Raw genomic sequence first — 17,220 nt, 5'->3', positions numbered from 1 at the left:
AGTTTACTTCAAAGTTTTAAACATTTGTTCGATTGCTTTCTTTTTCTGCTCCATATTTGGATGGACATAGAGATTCAAGGTTGTACTAATATTCGAATGCCCCAAAAGAACACTAACAGTTTTGTAGTCGCAATTACTTTCAATACATCGAGTAGCAAAACTATGTCTGAGTCCATGAAATTTTAAATCTGGCATTTTCAAATTTTCCATTAAATTTTTATAGTAACTACGATAAGTTCTAGGTTCTGTCGGCTTGCTATCATTGGTCAAAACATAAAAAGATGGATTAACAATTTTCTTAAATGGTTTGAGAATCCTTAATAAATCTTTGCTTATAGGAATTTCACGAATGGAATTTTTTGTTTTTGGAGTGTCTAAAATGAGTTCCGTTTTTCTTTTTCCGTCTTCTATCGTATAAATGCGCTGAATGGTTCTGTTAACACTGATAACGCCTTTGTCTGTATCTAAATCTTCCCAAGTTAGGGCACAAACTTCTCCTATACGCATTCCAGAGCTTAAGCAAATATAAACGCCTAAATTTCGAAATGTAAAATGATCTTGTATATAATTCATGATTTTTTTCTGATCAGAACGGTTTAAAACTTCAATTGTATGTTTTTCTCGTTCTGTTGGAAACTGTATCTCAAATGGAGTGTAATTCACCCATTTATGCTTAGCACCATATTTTAGAATCATTTTCAGAACAATTAAAATATCCTTGATTGTTTTTTGGCTTAAACCTGAATCCAATTTCTGAAATACAAATTCTTGGACTTCTGCTTCTTCAATAGAATATTTAGTGCCAAATATTGGCAGTATATGATTTTCTATTAAGAGTGTATAAGCTGAAAAACTTGATTTTTTTACGTATTGTTTTTTGTTTTTTTTCCATAGGTCGATTACATCTAAAATTTGTTTTTGATCATTCATTATTATTTATTTTTATGAAATCCAAAGGAAAGAAATAAAGAATTTAGGATTTTATTACACTAAGGTTCCTAATTTGAGATTCTCAGAGTTTGTAGAAGAATGGAAAAGACTAACCATAGGTAATATTTTGACTATTGGGAGCGGTCGTGACTATAAGCATTTATCAGCAGGTGCTATACCGGTCTATGGTACAGGGGGATATATGGTTTCTGTTAATGCTTATCTGCATGACGGAGAAAGCGTTTGTATTGGGCGAAAAGGAACAATCAACAAGCCCTTATATTTGAATGAAAAGTTTTGGACAGTAGATACTCTTTTCTATACGCACTCTTTTAAAAAAGTACTTCCAAAATTTGTTTACAATATTTTTGAACAAGTTAATTGGTTAAAGTATAGTGAAGCATCTGGTGTTCCAAGTCTTTCAAAAACTATAATTGAACAAATTGAAGTAAATATTCCTGAAATTAATGAACAGCAAAAAATTGCCTCTTTCTTATCTTTAATAGATGAACGTATTCAAACCCAAAACAAAATAATTAGGGAGTTAAATGTATTAAAGACTAATACTGCAAAAAGTATCTTCTCACAAGATTTGAGATTTAAAGATGATAATGGAAATGATTATCACAAATGGGAAGTGAAAAAAATAAAGGATGTTGGAAAACTTTCCGTTGGAGGTGATTTGAACAAATTAGATTATCAAAAAGAAAAATCAGAAAAATATACCTATCCAATTTATGCAAACGGTGAGGGTTCTGGGTTATATGGATATTCAGCCTCATTTCAATATCCAGAAAATTGTGTTACTGTGAGTGGTAGAGGAAACTTAGGAACAGCAAACGTACGATTTGAAAAATTTTGTGCAATTGTAAGACTTATAGTAATTTATCCTCATTTCGATATTCATCCTAAATACCTGCAAGAGATTATAAATACCATAAATTTTGCTATTGAAAGCACAGGGGTTCCTCAATTAACAGTTCCTCAAATTTCAGATTATTTAATTACAATTCCTTGTTTTGAAGAACAAACCAAAATCGCTGATTTTCTTTTATCTATAGACTCAAAAATTGATATTGAAAACCACCTATTACAAAAATTAGAAGAACAAAAAAAATTTTTACTATACCAAATGTTTGTCTAAAAGTTTATACAAACATTTGGTGTAACAGGTATTTCTTCTGATTTTCAAACTGTTCTAAAATTGCTTTTTCAGTTTGGATTTTTTTGTCAATTTTGGATAAAAGAGCGGCTATTCGTTTTTGCTCTTCTATTGAAGGAAGATTAATTTCAATATTAAAAAAATCTGAAACTCCTACATTTAAAAGACCATGATTTCGAGCACCTTCCTGTGCTATTTTTTCTATTTCCGTATTTTGAATTCCTGATTCAAAATACTGTTCCATAAAATTTACATTTACCAATCCATTAAACCGAAAGCAAATGTATAATGTTGAAACAATTCCCTTATCATATTTTTTCAGCCTTTTAATTGCTCCCATTGGATAACCTTTAGAATAACTTTTATTGTAAGCAAAATCATTTTGTTTTAAAAGATAATATCCCGAAACATTTTTAGCTGAAACAGACTTGTTAAAAAAGTCCAGTTGACTAATTAGCCCAAGTTGTGCAGAGATAGTCAAAACATTTTGATTGTTTTCCGCATTCTTAAATAAAACTCGATCAGAAATATCTTTCAATTTATAAACTTTCCATTTAGAAAATTCATTTCCCAGTTCATCCTTAAACCTTATTTTTTGTTTAAATATTTTATTACGACACTGTTGGATTAAGGTTTCTAATTGTTCAATTATTTTGTTTTGGGTTTGAATTCGAAAGTCAATTAGTGATAAAAAAATCGTTATTTTATGTTGTTCTAAAATATTTGGAAAAGTAATTTCAATATTTGATAAACGTCCAGCATTTATACTTAAAACCTTAGAACCTTGTGCTTCTTTTTGTATCTTTAATCTAACAGTATTTGATTTAAATAAATAACCATTAAATCCCTTCTGAAAATAATTTGCTTTTGGTCTTGCTAAAAGTGTATGCAATCCAGAAAGTAATTTTTCATTATTCAATTTTAGAATTTCAATACTTTTTCCAACATCATTTAAATCTTCCGAAGCATCTGCAAATATAATATCTCCTTCTCTGCAATAATTTTCATCAGCAATTCTTCCAAGATTTATATCTTCATTGATAAAAGGAACAACCTCCTTAGTAATATTAAATAAAGTCTGGAATTTAGTATGAATATCTCCGTAATGAATATTCTTTACAATTCCTGCTTCGTAATTTAAAATCTCACGAGAAAAGGAATTGGTCACTTTGAAGCTCATAACATCCCCCAATTTCTTAGTTTTCCATTCTTCAGTAAACCCCGGAAATCTCAAATTAGGAACGTTACCTACTTTTAATTTTTTATTCGCCATCTCAATTATTTATTGTTTGTTATTAAAAACATTAAGGATTTAAGAAATTAAAAAACTAGTCCTAGTTCTTTAAAATAAATATCTATTTCCTTATCGAGAGTGGCTCTTTTGGCTTCAAGTTCTTTAATTTCAAACATTACTTTTTGGATATCAATTTCTTCTTGCTCTTCGAATGTATCTACATAGCGAGGAATATTTAGATTAAAATCATTGTCAGCGACTTCTTTTAAACTAGCCAAATGACTATACTTTTCAATTACAGTTCTATTACGATATGTTTCTACAATCTTAGTGATATGATTGTCTCGCAACATATTTTGATTTTTAACCTTTTCGAATTCTTTGCTGGCATCTATAAATAAAATATCATCAGGTGTTTCTCGGCATTTTTTGAAGACCAAAATACATGTTGGGATGCTCGTGCCATAGAAAATATTGGCTGGTAATCCAATTACTGCATCCAAATAATTCTTTTGTTCAATGAGATATTTACGAATGTGTAATTCTGCAGCACCACGAAACAAAACTCCGTGTGGCAGTACAATTGCCATCGTACCATTTTCTGCTAAATGATAAATCATATGTTGCACGAAAGCAAAATCAGCTTTACTTGCAGGAGCTAACTTACCATATTGGCTGAAACGATCATCATTAAGAAATAAAGGATTTGCACTCCAATTTGCAGAAAATGGAGGATTTGCCACAATGGCTTCGAATGGCATATCATTCAAATGCTGGGGGTGTTCTAAAGTGTCCTCTTGCTTTATGTCGAATTTAAGATAATGTACCCCGTGGAGTATCATATTCATGCGGGCAAGATTGTAGGTGGTTCGATTCATTTCCTGCCCATAAAAATTATTGACATCTTTTACCTCTCTCGCTACACGCAACAATAGTGATCCAGAACCACAGGTTGGATCATATACTGATTTTAATCTATTTTTACCTGTTGTAACAATTTTTGCCAGAATTTTAGAAACCTCTTGTGGCGTATAAAATTCTCCTGCCTTTTTACCTGCACCGCTAGCAAACTGACCAATTAGATACTCGTAAGCATCACCTAATACATCTAGTTCAGTATGCTCCAATTTAAAATCAATCTCGTCAAGATGCACCAAAACTTTTACTATGATTGTATTTCTTGCTTCAGCAGTCCTACCTAAATTATTACTATTTAAGTCCATGTCTGAAAAAAGATCTTCAAAATCTTCTTCACTTTGAGTACCCATTGTACTCAGCTGAATATTGGTCAGGATTTTTTGTAAATCTTCTAAAATGAAATTATTAGTGCCACTATTTCCTCTTTTTGCAATTTCGCTAAAAAGTTCAGATGGTTTCAAAAAATAACCTAAGTTTTCAAGAGATTCTTCTTTGATTGCTTCAATGTATTCTAGACCTTCTTTAGAGTTTTCGTTAATATTTCTAAATTGAATGTCATCTTGTTCCAAAATGGAATTAGCAAAAATTTCCATTTTTTCGGCTAAATATTTATAAAATATAAACCCTAGTATATAATCCCTAAATTCATCCGCATTCATCTTTCCTCGTAAAGTATTCGCTATATTCCAAAGCTGTTGCTCCAATAGTTTTTTCTGTTCTTCTGACATTTGAAATAATTGTTATTAAGATTAGGGATTAATAGTTCTTAAAAAGGCACTAATGTAATAAACTTTTGGTGTTATGACTTAATAGTTTTACAAAAACTATTGGACATTAATTAGGTTTTGGATCGGCATAAATTTGAATAGCTACTACATCTAAATATTTTAAATATGATTATGGAAATTTTGACAACAAAAAAGAGACTCGAAAGTCTCTTTTTGGAATTAATATATCTTTTATAAAAGCACTATTTCGCTTTTAGTAATTTTTCCAGATATTCAATTTTATCCTGCTCCGATTTTAATAATCTTTCGTATAGCTTTCTATTCTCTTCTACGGATTCCATAAGTTTGTCTAATGGGTGAAAAGTACAATGATGTCCAGCATATATCGGTCCTTTATTCTCGGTAAAAGTATTAAAGTAATTAAATACACCTTCTTCTGAAAAGTTTTTAATTGCTTCTACGCTTACACCCAATGCGCTTGCTACTTCTATTAATTTATCTTCCTCGATAGTTTCGCTGTTTTCCATAATAGAAATCGCCTGCTGGTTTGTTCCCATAGCCTGTGCCAGCGCTTCCTGTTTCATGTCTTTCAGTTCACGGATACGGCTGATTTTACGCCCCATGTGGTGTGGTTTTGTTGATGTACTCATAGCTCAAAGATAATAATTAAGAATAAAAAAGTAAGTCTGCTGTATGATATAGAAATATAGCTGTACGGTACAATACAAATTGATACGGTACAGTACGACTAATCACTTACTTGGCTGTGTGTTAAACAAAAATACAATTTTTCAAACAAGTATTAATTAAAAAAAGTAAAATTATGAAAGCAATTGAAATTTCACAGCAAAAAGAAGTAATTCAGGCAATTACAGAGCACGTCAAAACATCAGCAGTTTATTGTTTCGGAAGTAATGATACGGCTTACAGCTCAAACAGGAAGGTTTATTCCGACTATGGGATGCAGAAAGAACATCTGCATTTGTACCTTTTGGTTTTCGTATCAGAAACCATAGAGAATGCAAGCAATGACATAAGCGATAAGATAAAAACGAAGACTCAAGGGGCTTTGACCGCAACGATTCTTCTGCACCATGTGCAGAGCCTGAAAAGGCTAGGACAAGACCAGCAGTTTTTCTTCTGGCAGATCATGCAGAATGCTGAGCTTTTATTTCAGGACATAAACAATCCACCGTATTTAAACATCAGCGAAACCCCAACACGAAGCTTAAAACTGACATCAAACTATGTTGCAAACAGGAGCAATATTGCCATCACAATCTGGGACTTGGTTTACAATGACGATGATGCTTCAAATTCGTATGAGCTGAAAATGTTTGCACTTCATCAGATAGTGGAGCAGACCTGCCTTTCCCTGATTCGTTCCTTTACAGGGTACACCCCAAGCCATTTTGCAATGGAGCATCTGTTCAGTCTCTGCGAATATTTTTCCAGTATTACTGCAGATTTCTTTCCACGCCAGACCAAGGAAGACAGGGCTATGTTCAGCCTGCTTAAACAGCAGTCCCATGTACTTCGTTTCGCCAAGCCTAACGACGTTGATTATCTCTATTACCAGCTTATGGAAGAAAGATGCGGAAAATTTAGAAAGCAGGCTGATATTCTGATACAAGATCAGCTTGACAGGCTGGAGAAAGCTGAAAAGGAAGAGCCTGAGAAAATAAAATAGCAGAAATTATGGAAACAAATGAAACCACAACTGCGGATAAATTTATCAAAGAGCTGAAAGAGAGTTTCTTCTTCAGAACCCTGACCCCGCAGAAAGACAAAGAAGGCGGTTATTATGCAAGCCTAAAATTTACAAGCTACATCAATCTGATGTTTACTGTACAGGATCTTCTGAAAATAGCCCTCCACACGCTTGAGAATTCCGATCTGGAAAACTCCAGCCAGATTGAAGATCCCGCTTTCCATCTTACAAGCATTCTGGAAATTGCAGTACAGCTCCTGCCATGCTCTGAATCCGAAGGGCTTGATAAACTGCACAAACTTTATTTAGAGATCAATAAGGAAAATGATAACGGATAATCTCTGGAAATTATGAAAAAGAATAAAATATCTTTCGAAACAAGATTCTGGGCAGGCTTCAGAACGGGAAACCCATTCAGCGCATTAGAAGAGGTTCTTGATTTTGCCCATCTTGATTATTATAAACAGAACCTAACCCAAGCGGTTCTCCACTGTTATAAGGGTAAAGTATATAAGGAGGAATCTCCCTGCAACGTTTTTGTTTTTTACACAGCTGTGTGTTCGTTTGTGAGAGTCTGCTACTGGATGCTGGATAAAAGCAAGAAATGGAAAGTAAAAGAATCAACCCGCTCTGAAACGGTATTTCATCTCTCTTCCCTGACCAAAGAAGAATACGACAATCCTTATCTGGCGATTCAAAATGCATTTGAAGAGAAAACACTGCAGGAGTTTGAATTCTTCTTGAGCGAAATCACAGAGCTTTCATTATCCCCTTTCGGTTCAGATCCCGACTCTGATATAATCACTCCGTATATCCACTTGATAAAACTTCTGGATGCAGGAGAGCTTATCAATGAAAGAGGAATTGAAAAAACAAAAAAAGTAACGTGATATGAAAAAGAATATAAAATCATTTGAAACCAAGTTTTGGGCAGGCTATGAGATTAAAAATCCTTTTGAGGTTATGGATGCTTTTTTTGACTTTGCCCATCTTGATTCATATAAGGAAGTGCTCAGTGACACATTTCTGTATATCCATAAAACAGAAGTATGCAGGATAAGATATCCCGGACAGGTGTTTGTTTTTCACAGTGCTTTCAGCTCTTTTGTTAAAGCATGTTTTCTTCTGCAGTACAAAAACAGAAAATGGAAAGTGAAGGAATCATGCGCCTATAAGTCAAAACTTGACATGGCTTCACTGACAGAGCAGGAGTATGAGAATCCATTCGCAGTATTTCAAAAAGCATTTGAGGAGAATACCATTGATGAATTTGATTTTTTTCTTTTTGAAATCTCGCACCTGTCATTGTCCCCATTTACTGAGGAGTTTGATTATGACCTGATCACGCCATATATCTATCTTGTCAAGATGCTTGACGCGAGCCAGCTTATGCGTGATAGAGGGATTGAAAAAATAAAAAAAGTGAGCGTTAGTACAGACCATGCAGAATAATGACATTACTGCATCATTTCGTAGATGATCGATATTAACTGATAAAATATATTGATATGAAAAAAAATAAAATCAAGTTAAGGGATACGGTTGAGAATCCAGAGCATTATTTTGTAATGCTCAAACCTGCATCAAAAACAAGAAAAGACATATACAATCTCAACATAAATGTTAAGGGGTATTCTGATCTTTTTATTCTGATTTTGGATTTGCTAAAAGCAGGAATGCTGGCTTTAGAGGGAATTGAAATAAGTGAGAACAATCACAAGCAGACTGAACGATATGTCTACAGCCTTCTTAAAGTGATTGAAATGCTGATTCCATTGGAAGAGGGTGATCTGCTGGACATCCTTCACAGGAAGCATTTAAAGCAGAATAAAAAAAGCAGTGCGGACTGATTTTTCTGTGTTAATAATTTTAAAAACGCCGACTTCGGAGGCGTTTTCCAGCCCCGCAGGGCAAGTTGTTTTGAGATGCTGAATTCATTTCAAGCATCTCAAAACACAACTTGCAGTTGTCTGGCGACAACATTTTTAGGAATGGATTTTAATGGAAAGGGCTTGATGCCCTTTTTTTATTGTAGTGGTTTAAGTTATTATTGCGAAGCAAAATGCAGTGCCAGATTATTAACACACACTGTGATTATATTAGATGTAATCTATCGAATTCTTCGATTGTTTTATTGTCTAAAAATGAGTGCCTTCTATTTTTATTATACCAATTTTCAATATATTCATATACATCAGCTCTCATCTGTTTCCTAGCTAGAAGTTTATTGCCGTTAATTAATTCTCTTTTAAAAGAGCTGAAAAAACTTTCACAAACAGCATTGTCATTATGATTTTGCCTGCGACTCATACTACGTATTACACACTTATAAGAGTCTAATGTAGTGGCGAAAATTTTATTAGCATATTGAACACCTCTATCGGAATGGAAGATTAGATCCTTAGTAATTTTTCTGTTCTTAACTGCCATCTTCCAAGCGGGTAAAATTGTTGCTTTGGTACTCATTTTGGTGCTTAAAATCCATCCTATTATTTTTCTATCGAATAAATCCATAACAATGGTAAGATATAAAAAGCCCTTTGTTGTTTGTATATAGGTTATGTCTGAAACCCAAGCCTTAGCAGGCTCACTAACTGTAAATTCTCTATTTAAAACATTTGGCACTATATAGAAATTATGATATGAATCAGTTGTTACCTTAAACTTTCTTTTAACTTTTCTACGCAAGCCCAACATTCTCATGTATTTTTTTACTGATGAGTTTTTTATTTTAAACCCTCTGGTTTGAAGTTCTTTTGTGATTTTTGTACATCCGTATGCTCGCTTGAATTCATAATATATGGATGTAATTTCTTGTTTTAGTAAAATAACTCGAGATTCTGTATCTGTAAGTTCTTGTTTTTTCCTTCTGTAATATGTGGTTTCCGAGACTTGTAGAGCATCTAGCATTTTTGCAATTGAAAATTTAGATTTGTTTTCTTCTATAAAGTTTTTAGTCATTATTTTTCCCTGAGAAACATATTTGATCCCTTTAGTTATTATCTCGAGAGTAATTTTTGAATTTTTAATTTTTTTTTCAAGGTCAGTGATTATAGCTTTTTCAGGTGTCATTTTAGGGTGACCCGATCCACAAAAACTTCCTGTTCCAAATTTTTCAAAGTCTTGTCGCCATTTATACAAGTAATCTGGAGCTATTCCCAGCTCTCTTGCAAGGCTTGCAGTTTGCCTGTTCCCTCGCTTATAACTTAATTTAACTGCATTCTCTTTGAAATGGCGTTCGTATTTTTCCATAGTCAGAAGTTTGATAATTTACAGCAGAATATATTTTCATCAAGATTTTCAATATACTCGAGTATTTTCTTTTCCATTTGTTCTTTAGTCAGAAGCATATTTAAATCAACTAGTTCAGATTTAAGTAAGATAAAAAAGCTTTTAAGTATCTCATTATCTAAGTGATTTCCTTTTCGACTCATGCTTCGTGTAATATTTTTATATGAGTCTAATTTACGAGTAAGCACCTTATTGGCATATTGTATACCTCTATCGGAATGAAATATTAGTCCCTTCTTGGTTTTACGATTATGTACTGCCATTTCCCAAGCAGGCATAGAAGTTTCCTTTATTGTCAGGCCTTTACTCAAATTCCATCCAATAATTTTTCTGTCGAATAAATCTATAATAATTGTTAGAAATAAAAGTCCATTCAATGTCTCTAATCTTGTTATACCTGATAACCAAACCTGAGAAGGTCCGTCAGTATTAAATTGGCGATTTAGCACATTTGGAAAGATGTAATGATTGTGAGGAATAAATGATGAGCTGGATCTTTTATGTTTGCTGCTAAGCTTACTGACAAGCCCCATTTTTTTCATATATTTCGATACTGAAAATTTATTTAATTTAATACCTCGGCTTTCTAATTCTGCAGAGATTTTCCCATTGCCATATCTGCCTTTATATTCATAAAATATAGATGTTATTTCTTTTTCGATTAAAGCTTTTTGAAGTTGTGTAGGAGAAAAAATTTTATCTCTCCATCTGTAATATGAAAGCTCGCATATGCCTAAAACTTTACACATCTGCCAAAGGGGATATTTGTCTAAATTCTTTTCAATAAAATGAAAAATCATTGGTTTCCCTTCAATAATATACTTACTTGCGCTTCTAAAAATCTCAATTTGAAGTTCTGCATATTTAAGTTCTTTCCTAAGTGTTCTTTTAAGTGCAGAATATCTTTTTTGTTCGGAGGTTCTAAAATGACCTCCCCCACAAAAGCTATCTGTTCCATATTTTTCAAGATCAGCTTGCCATCTGTAAATATTCGTTGTCGCTATCCCAAGTTCTTTTGCTAGTTTACGACCATTTGTTTTAAGCGCTAATTTGACTGCATTTACTTTGAAATCGCGGTCGTAAATTTTACGTTTTACCATTTCTTAAATTTCAAATTCTATACTTATGTGAATTTAAGAAATATAATGGTGTTGATATATAAATATTAAAGATAATATTTTCTAAGTGTTTTATTATGTGTGTGTTAAAAATCAATTAGGCTTATTTAAATCTTAGAGTTGTAATCTGTGCATATAATTATTTATGCATGCAGGTAGACATGTCCTAACATATTCAAGCAGTCAAGCAGTAACGCAATCAAGTATTCAAGTGCCCAAGTAAGTAGGTAAGGATGTATGCAAGTTGGCATTCCTGCCTGCAAGCCAGCAGGCAGTCACGCAATCAAGCGTGCAAGTATACACAAAGGTAAGCAGGGGCTCAGCCAATCCAGCAGTACAAATAAAAAATATTTTCCAAAAGAAAACAGAAAAAATGAAAAAAGAAAAAGAAAGCAATCTCAAAGGACGGGATTCAGACAGGCCAAAAGGAATCGGAATAAGTCCCGAAGGGTGTCTTGAGAGGAACGAGCAAGGCATTATGCCGAAGTCTTTTTGCCAGACTGTTAAGCCCGTCATACCTTCGGTTTCTTTTTATTATTTCTTTGGATAAAATATAGATAAAAAAATTCCAATATTAATGGTTTAAGACTGGGCTAGGAACAAATAAGCCAAATGCTTCCAACTACTTCCAAACACGTCCAAATTGGATTGTTACTCTGAGTATATATTATATTGGTTTTTAAGAAATTGAAATAAGAAGTTATGGAAAGTGAAGAAAAAAAGAAATGGAACATAGGAGGAAGACCTCCAAAAAAAGATCCCGCCGTCCACCGGTATTCCATCAGTCTTACTGTAGAAGAAAATGCCCGCTTCCTGACTCTTTTTGAAACATCAGGGATGCATGTAATGGCACACTTTATTACAGCGTGTATTTTTCAAAAAGGAATAAAAACAATTAAGATCGATAAAGCGACAATGGATTATTATATGCGCCTGACCTCCTTTTACAGCCAGTTTAGGGCTATCGGGGTAAATTACAATCAGGTTGTAAAGATTTTATATCAAAAATTTTCCGAAAAGCAAGCTTCGGCATATCTGTACAAACTCGAAAAGCAGACAATAGAATTAGCTGTTTTATCCAAAAAGATAATACAGCTCACAGAGGAATTTGAAGAAAAGCACATTAAAAAAACTTGACATGACAGCGAAATTTCAAGAAATATAAGTCTACAGACGTGTTTAATTCGCGTCCAATGTATGAAACATGATTTTCAGTGTGCCATATATAAAGAATTGATAAGATACATCGGTAAGATTTTATTAATTGCTGTTTATCGAAAAAACACCTTTCGGTTATGTTCTAGCCAAGCTTTAATTATTGAAATTGCTGTAAGCCTGCAATTTTCGTTTTGGATATTATGCCTTTAAAAGACAAAGAGTACCAGTGGCACTATAAATGTCATAGCTTCAAACATGCATAATTATATTTATTAAAATAAATATAATTAGGTGTAATTAGTAAAGATCGTGAAAGCGGTCTTTTACAGTTTAGAGCAGGAGGTGCACGATGAGAAATGAAAGAACGGATAAAAGAAAAACCACTATAGGCAGGGAGTTAGTAGAGCCACATGCTGAAAGCATAAATATAATGCTCGAACAAAGAGAGAGCGTTTCTGGCAATGAGAAAGAAAAAAGCGAAAAGAATCAGCAAAAATTAACTATTGAAGAATTAAGAAGTTGTAAAGGTTTTGAAACAATATCAGAAGCGGAAGGTCAGGAGATAATTGAAAGCCTGTTTCAATTGGCAGTAATAGTTTATAATTTTTAAAACTAAGAATATGAGTATTGAAAATTTCAAAAAATTTCAAAAAGAAAAACTAACTCAAAAAGATGAGGTAAAAGAAATTTGGGGTTACACTAGGGTAAGCTCAAAACTACAGTTAGTAAATAATAGTCTGGAGGAACAGCGCAGTGAAATAGTTCAGTTCGCATCTAGGAATGGCTATACACTTAAGAACATACTTGGAGGTACTTATGAAAGCGCCTCGGGAGATTTCACAAGAAAAGAGTTTACAAAACTATTGGAAGAAGTTAAAAGCTCAAAGCAGAAACCTTTCGCGATTGCCATTAAATTTATCAGCAGGTTCTCCAGAACAGGAGGCAACGCTATCACTATCGTACATGAACTAGTAGATAAGCTGGGTGTTCATTTGATTGAGACATCATCAGGGCTATGCACCAATGATGAATACAGTAAATTGGATATTTACAGCAAGCTCTTGGATGCCAGAAGGGAAAACATGGACAGATTAGAGAAAACAATTCCTGGCATGAAAGCACTGCTGAGGTCAGGGAACTGGCTTGGCAAAGCTCCCAGAGGTTATACAATGCGGGGAAGAAAAGTAGGAGATTATGCCTTAATGCAGGACACGCAGTCTATTACAATCAATCAGGAAGGAGAGATTTTAAAAAAGGCTTGGAAATGGAAACTTGCAGGGGAAAGAGATTATGTGATAAGACAGAAACTTGAAAAATTGAATTTGATTATTTCAAAACAAGGGATTAGTTCCATGTGGCGTAATCCATTTTATTGCGGAATATTAGTTAATGCACTAATTGAAGAACCAGTGAAAGGAAACTGGGCGGGATTAGTTAGTGAAGAAGATTTCCTGAAAGTTGATAATATGCTTTCGGAAAACAACGTAATTACAATTAAAGAATATTGTAAAACTAAAGTCAATGAGTTTAGACCCCTTACAGGATTTTTAAGATGCGAGTGTGGTTGCCTGCTTACAAGTTATGAGGTTCGAAAAAAGAAAGCACACTATTATAAATGCCAAAAATGTAAAAATGCCAGTTTTAATGCTCTGACCACTCAAAAATCAAAAATGGAAGGTTTGAATGATTCTTTCGAAAGATTATTGGCAAAGTATACATTAAACTCAAAATTTGTAGAGCCTTTTAAAATACAGTTAAATAAATTCTTTGATGCTGTGAACGCAGAGGCTAAAGAGGAAACGAAAAGCTTGCTTGTAAAGAAAAAAGATATTGAAGCTAAAATTGAGAATTTGGATAAACGTTATTTTGAGAATACAAATTTTGGAGATGATAAATACAATAGATATGCGCTTCAGTTTGAGACCGAATTAAAGATGATTGAAAGCCAGATATACTCCAATGCCAAAAAAATATCTAACCACAACAGACATATCGATAAGGTAGTAGAAAAAGTCTCTAACATCAGTAAATACTGGAGAGAGGGAGATATAGAGAGTAAAATAAGAATTCAAAACTTGGTGTTTCCAGAAGGATTGTCAATTAGGGCTGAAAACAGGCAATATCTAACCAATAAAGTAAACCTTGTTTTTAGGTTGGTCTCAACGTTTACAAGGCTTGACGTAAGTAGTAAAAAACAAAAAACCCATCAAAATTTTGATGGGTTATTCTCTGTAGCGGGAACAGGACTCGAACCTGTGACCTTCGGGTTATGAGCCCGACGAGCTGCCTACTGCTCTATCCCGCGATGTTTCGGGTGCAAAGATACGCCGTTTTTTGAGAAATCCAACGAAAACTTTAAAAAATGTTTTATTTTCTGTATTGACTTGATATGACTACCTTTGCAAAATAAATAAAACAAAAAATGTCACATAAAGCAGGTTTCGTAAACATTATCGGAAATCCAAATGTTGGAAAATCAACATTGATGAACGCTTTCGTTGGAGAGCGATTGTCTATCATTACATCAAAAGCACAAACTACGCGTCATAGAATTTTAGGAATTGTAAACGGAGAAGACTTTCAATTGGTTTTGTCTGACACTCCTGGAATCATCAAACCAGCGTATGAAATGCAGGAATCGATGATGAACTTCGTAAAATCGGCTTTTGAAGATGCTGATATTTTAATTTACATGGTCGAAATAGGCGAGCAGGATCTTAAGGACGAAGCTTTCTTTAATAAAATCATTCATGCTAAAATTCCGGTTTTATTACTTTTAAATAAAATCGACAATTCGAATCAGGAACAATTAGAAGAGCAAGTTTCTTTTTGGAAAGAAAAAGTGCCAAATGCAGAAATCTTCCCGATTTCGGCTTTGCAGAATTTCAATGTACCAGAAGTTTTTGGAAGAATTATCGAATTATTGCCAGAATCTCCGGCTTATTATCCAAAAGATCAATTAACTGACAAACCAGAACGTTTTTTCGTAAACGAAACCATTCGTGAGAAAATCTTATTGAATTACAGTAAAGAAATTCCATACGCAGTTGAAATCGTAACAGAAGAATTTTTTGAAGACGAAAAAATCATCAGAATCCGTTCGATTATTATGGTAGAACGCGAAACTCAAAAAGGAATTATTATCGGACATAAAGGTGCTGCTCTTAAAAAAGTTGGAACCGATGCCCGCGCCGATCTAGAGAAATTCTTCGGAAAACAAATTCACATTGAACTAGTCGTAAAAGTGAACAAAAACTGGAGAAGCAATGCTAATATGTTGAAAAGATTTGGTTATAATCAATAAAGTTTATAATTGTTTTAAGTTTCAGGTTTCAAGTTGAATGGCAGACATAAAGTTTGACACTTGAAACATCAAACTTGAAACAAAAAACAATAAAAACTTAGGTACTTAGTCCCGATAGTTATCGGGATAGCAATTAGCAACTTTTTTTAACTACCTTTGCAAAAAATTTAAATAAAGCATTTTAGATTACAAGTAATTAGATTTTTAGGAAGCTAAGAATCTGAAATCTAAAGTCTAAAATCAAAAAATCAATAAAATGAGTAATAACATTGTTGCGATAGTAGGAAGACCTAATGTAGGGAAATCAACCCTGTTTAATAGGCTGATACAGAGAAGAGAAGCTATTGTAGATTCAGTATCTGGGGTTACCCGCGATAGAAACTATGGTAAAAGCGAGTGGAACGGAAAAGAGTTTTCTGTTATTGATACGGGTGGATACGTTCGCGGATCTGATGACGTATTTGAAGGTGAAATCCGTAAACAAGTAGAATTGGCTATCGACGAAGCCGATGTTATTATTTTTGTTGTTGATGTTGAAGAAGGAATTACACCAATGGACGAAACGGTTGCTAAATTGTTGCGTAAAGTAACAAAACCAGTTTTGTTGGCTGTAAATAAAGTAGATAACGCAATGCGTGAGAAAGATGCGATTGAGTTTTATAATCTTGGATTAGGAGATTATTATACTTTCGCAAGTATTTCTGGAAGTGGAACAGGAGATTTATTAGATGCTTTAATTGATGCTTTCCCTGAGAAACCAGAAGTTGAGGTTAAAGAAGATTTACCTCGTTTTGCTGTTGTAGGTCGTCCGAATGCTGGAAAATCTAGTTTTATCAATGCTTTAATTGGTAAAGACCGTTATATAGTTACAGATATTGCAGGAACAACTCGTGATGCAATTGATACTAAATTTGACCGTTTTGGTTTCGAATTTAACTTGGTAGATACTGCCGGAATTCGTCGTAAAGCAAAAGTAAAAGAAGATTTAGAATTTTATTCTGTAATGCGTTCTGTAAGAGCAATTGAGCATGCAGATATTTGTATATTGGTTATTGATGCAACTCGCGGATTTGAAGGCCAGGATCAGAGTATTTTCTGGCTGGCTGAGAAAAACCGTAAAGGTGTTGTAATCTTGGTAAACAAATGGGATTTGGTAGAAAAAGATACCATGTCAACTCGCGATTACGAAGAGAAAATCAAGAAAGAATTGATGCCTTTTACCGATGTGCCAATTTTGTTCGTTTCTGCTTTAACAAAACAGCGTTTGTTGAAAGCGCTTGAGGCTACAGTTCAGGTTTTCGAAAATAGAAAACAAAGAATCGCAACTTCAAAATTCAACGAATATATGTTGAAAGTGATTGAAGCTTATCCGCCGCCAGCAACAAAAGGAAAATACGTAAAGATTAAATATTGTATGCAATTACCAACGCAAACGCCTCAGTTTGTATTTTTTGCTAACTTGCCTCAATATGTAAAAGAACCTTACAAAAGATATTTAGAAAATAAAATTAGAGAAAATTGGGATTTTGCAGGAGTTCCAATTGATATTTATATCAGAGAAAAATAAAATAAACATAAAAAAGAAGTCCCCAAAATAGGGGACTTTTTTATGTTTTGTGTCTATATAATTACGGGATCAATTTTTTATTGGCATTATATTTGAATA

At 33.6% G+C, this 17,220-nt stretch carries 17 protein-coding genes and 1 tRNA gene; 11 read left to right on the top strand and 7 right to left on the bottom strand.

What is annotated here, in order from left to right:
- Positions 1 to 3: 3 nt before the first annotated feature.
- Complete coding sequence (locus tag P0R33_RS08380) at positions 4 to 930, bottom strand: site-specific integrase (protein ID WP_276175009.1); 927 nt, start codon at positions 928 to 930, stop codon at positions 4 to 6.
- Between the two features lie 73 nt (positions 931 to 1,003).
- Here P0R33_RS08380 and P0R33_RS08375 point away from each other — a divergent pair, with 73 nt between their 5' ends.
- The gene (locus P0R33_RS08375; RefSeq protein WP_276175008.1) at positions 1,004 to 2,074 is read left to right on the top strand and encodes a restriction endonuclease subunit S; all 1,071 of its coding nucleotides are present in this window, start codon (positions 1,004 to 1,006) and stop codon (positions 2,072 to 2,074) included.
- Between the two features lie 4 nt (positions 2,075 to 2,078).
- Here the strand turns inward: P0R33_RS08375 and P0R33_RS08370 are convergent, their stop codons facing one another.
- The 3 genes from P0R33_RS08370 to P0R33_RS08360 all read right to left on the bottom strand — a co-directional run bounded on the left by P0R33_RS08370 (position 2,079) and on the right by P0R33_RS08360 (position 5,622).
- Positions 2,079 to 3,365 carry a restriction endonuclease subunit S gene (locus tag P0R33_RS08370; protein ID WP_276175007.1) on the bottom strand — a complete coding sequence of 429 codons (1,287 nt, stop codon included), beginning with the start codon at positions 3,363 to 3,365 and terminating at the stop codon, positions 2,079 to 2,081.
- 47 nt (positions 3,366 to 3,412) lie between these two features.
- Complete coding sequence (locus P0R33_RS08365; protein WP_276175006.1) at positions 3,413 to 4,972, bottom strand: type I restriction-modification system subunit M; 1,560 nt, start codon at positions 4,970 to 4,972, stop codon at positions 3,413 to 3,415.
- 242 nt (positions 4,973 to 5,214) lie between these two features.
- Complete coding sequence (locus tag P0R33_RS08360; RefSeq protein WP_276175005.1) at positions 5,215 to 5,622, bottom strand: helix-turn-helix transcriptional regulator; 408 nt, start codon at positions 5,620 to 5,622, stop codon at positions 5,215 to 5,217.
- A gap of 173 nt (positions 5,623 to 5,795) precedes the next feature.
- Here P0R33_RS08360 and P0R33_RS08355 point away from each other — a divergent pair, with 173 nt between their 5' ends.
- From P0R33_RS08355 to P0R33_RS08335, 5 genes are read left to right on the top strand one after another with little or no spacing between them, the layout of a single operon-like run.
- On the top strand, positions 5,796 to 6,662 hold the full coding sequence (locus tag P0R33_RS08355; protein WP_276175004.1) for a hypothetical protein: 867 nt from the start codon (positions 5,796 to 5,798) through the stop codon (positions 6,660 to 6,662).
- Positions 6,663 to 6,670: 8 nt separating this feature from the next.
- A complete protein-coding gene (locus P0R33_RS08350) occupies positions 6,671 to 7,021 on the top strand; it encodes a hypothetical protein (protein WP_276175003.1) in 351 nt (116 codons plus the stop codon).
- 12 nt (positions 7,022 to 7,033) lie between these two features.
- Positions 7,034 to 7,573: a hypothetical protein gene (locus P0R33_RS08345; RefSeq protein WP_276175002.1), complete on the top strand. Its 540-nt coding sequence runs from the start codon at positions 7,034 to 7,036 to the stop codon at positions 7,571 to 7,573.
- A gap of 1 nt (position 7,574) precedes the next feature.
- On the top strand, positions 7,575 to 8,135 hold the full coding sequence (locus P0R33_RS08340; RefSeq protein WP_276175001.1) for a hypothetical protein: 561 nt from the start codon (positions 7,575 to 7,577) through the stop codon (positions 8,133 to 8,135).
- A gap of 56 nt (positions 8,136 to 8,191) precedes the next feature.
- Positions 8,192 to 8,533, top strand: a complete 342-nt coding sequence (locus P0R33_RS08335; RefSeq protein WP_276175000.1) for a hypothetical protein — start codon at positions 8,192 to 8,194, stop codon at positions 8,531 to 8,533.
- Between the two features lie 244 nt (positions 8,534 to 8,777).
- Here the strand turns inward: P0R33_RS08335 and P0R33_RS08330 are convergent, their stop codons facing one another.
- Both P0R33_RS08330 and P0R33_RS08325 read right to left on the bottom strand, forming a co-directional pair.
- On the bottom strand, positions 8,778 to 9,935 hold the full coding sequence (locus P0R33_RS08330) for an IS3 family transposase (RefSeq protein ID WP_276174999.1): 1,158 nt from the start codon (positions 9,933 to 9,935) through the stop codon (positions 8,778 to 8,780).
- 2 nt (positions 9,936 to 9,937) lie between these two features.
- Entirely contained in the window at positions 9,938 to 11,074 is a 1,137-nt protein-coding gene (locus tag P0R33_RS08325; protein WP_276174998.1) for an IS3 family transposase, read from the bottom strand.
- A 391-nt stretch (positions 11,075 to 11,465) separates the two neighbouring features.
- Between P0R33_RS08325 and P0R33_RS08320 the strand changes: the two genes are divergently transcribed.
- From P0R33_RS08320 to P0R33_RS08310, 3 genes are all read left to right on the top strand, one after another.
- Positions 11,466 to 11,642, top strand: a complete 177-nt coding sequence (locus P0R33_RS08320) for a hypothetical protein (protein ID WP_276174997.1) — start codon at positions 11,466 to 11,468, stop codon at positions 11,640 to 11,642.
- Between the two features lie 152 nt (positions 11,643 to 11,794).
- Positions 11,795 to 12,229 carry a conjugal transfer protein MobA gene (gene mobA, locus P0R33_RS08315; RefSeq protein ID WP_276174996.1) on the top strand — a complete coding sequence of 145 codons (435 nt, stop codon included), beginning with the start codon at positions 11,795 to 11,797 and terminating at the stop codon, positions 12,227 to 12,229.
- A 370-nt stretch (positions 12,230 to 12,599) separates the two neighbouring features.
- A complete protein-coding gene (locus P0R33_RS08310; RefSeq protein WP_276174995.1) occupies positions 12,600 to 12,860 on the top strand; it encodes a hypothetical protein in 261 nt (86 codons plus the stop codon).
- 1,622 nt (positions 12,861 to 14,482) lie between these two features.
- Here P0R33_RS08310 and P0R33_RS08305 read toward each other — a convergent pair.
- Positions 14,483 to 14,555, bottom strand: a tRNA-Met gene (locus P0R33_RS08305).
- Positions 14,556 to 14,672: 117 nt separating this feature from the next.
- Here P0R33_RS08305 and era point away from each other — a divergent pair.
- Together era and der are read left to right on the top strand one after the other, a co-directional pair.
- A complete protein-coding gene (era, locus tag P0R33_RS08300) occupies positions 14,673 to 15,554 on the top strand; it encodes a GTPase Era (RefSeq protein ID WP_250833917.1) in 882 nt (293 codons plus the stop codon).
- A gap of 256 nt (positions 15,555 to 15,810) precedes the next feature.
- Entirely contained in the window at positions 15,811 to 17,121 is a 1,311-nt protein-coding gene (gene der / locus P0R33_RS08295) for a ribosome biogenesis GTPase Der (RefSeq protein ID WP_229354261.1), read from the top strand.
- The last annotated feature ends 99 nt before the right edge of the window (positions 17,122 to 17,220 follow it).

Source organism: Flavobacterium sp. YJ01, from assembly GCF_029320955.1.
Taxonomy (GTDB): domain Bacteria; phylum Bacteroidota; class Bacteroidia; order Flavobacteriales; family Flavobacteriaceae; genus Flavobacterium.
The sequence above is the reverse complement of the archived record's forward strand: the minus strand, read 5'-3'. Positions and strand labels throughout refer to the sequence as shown.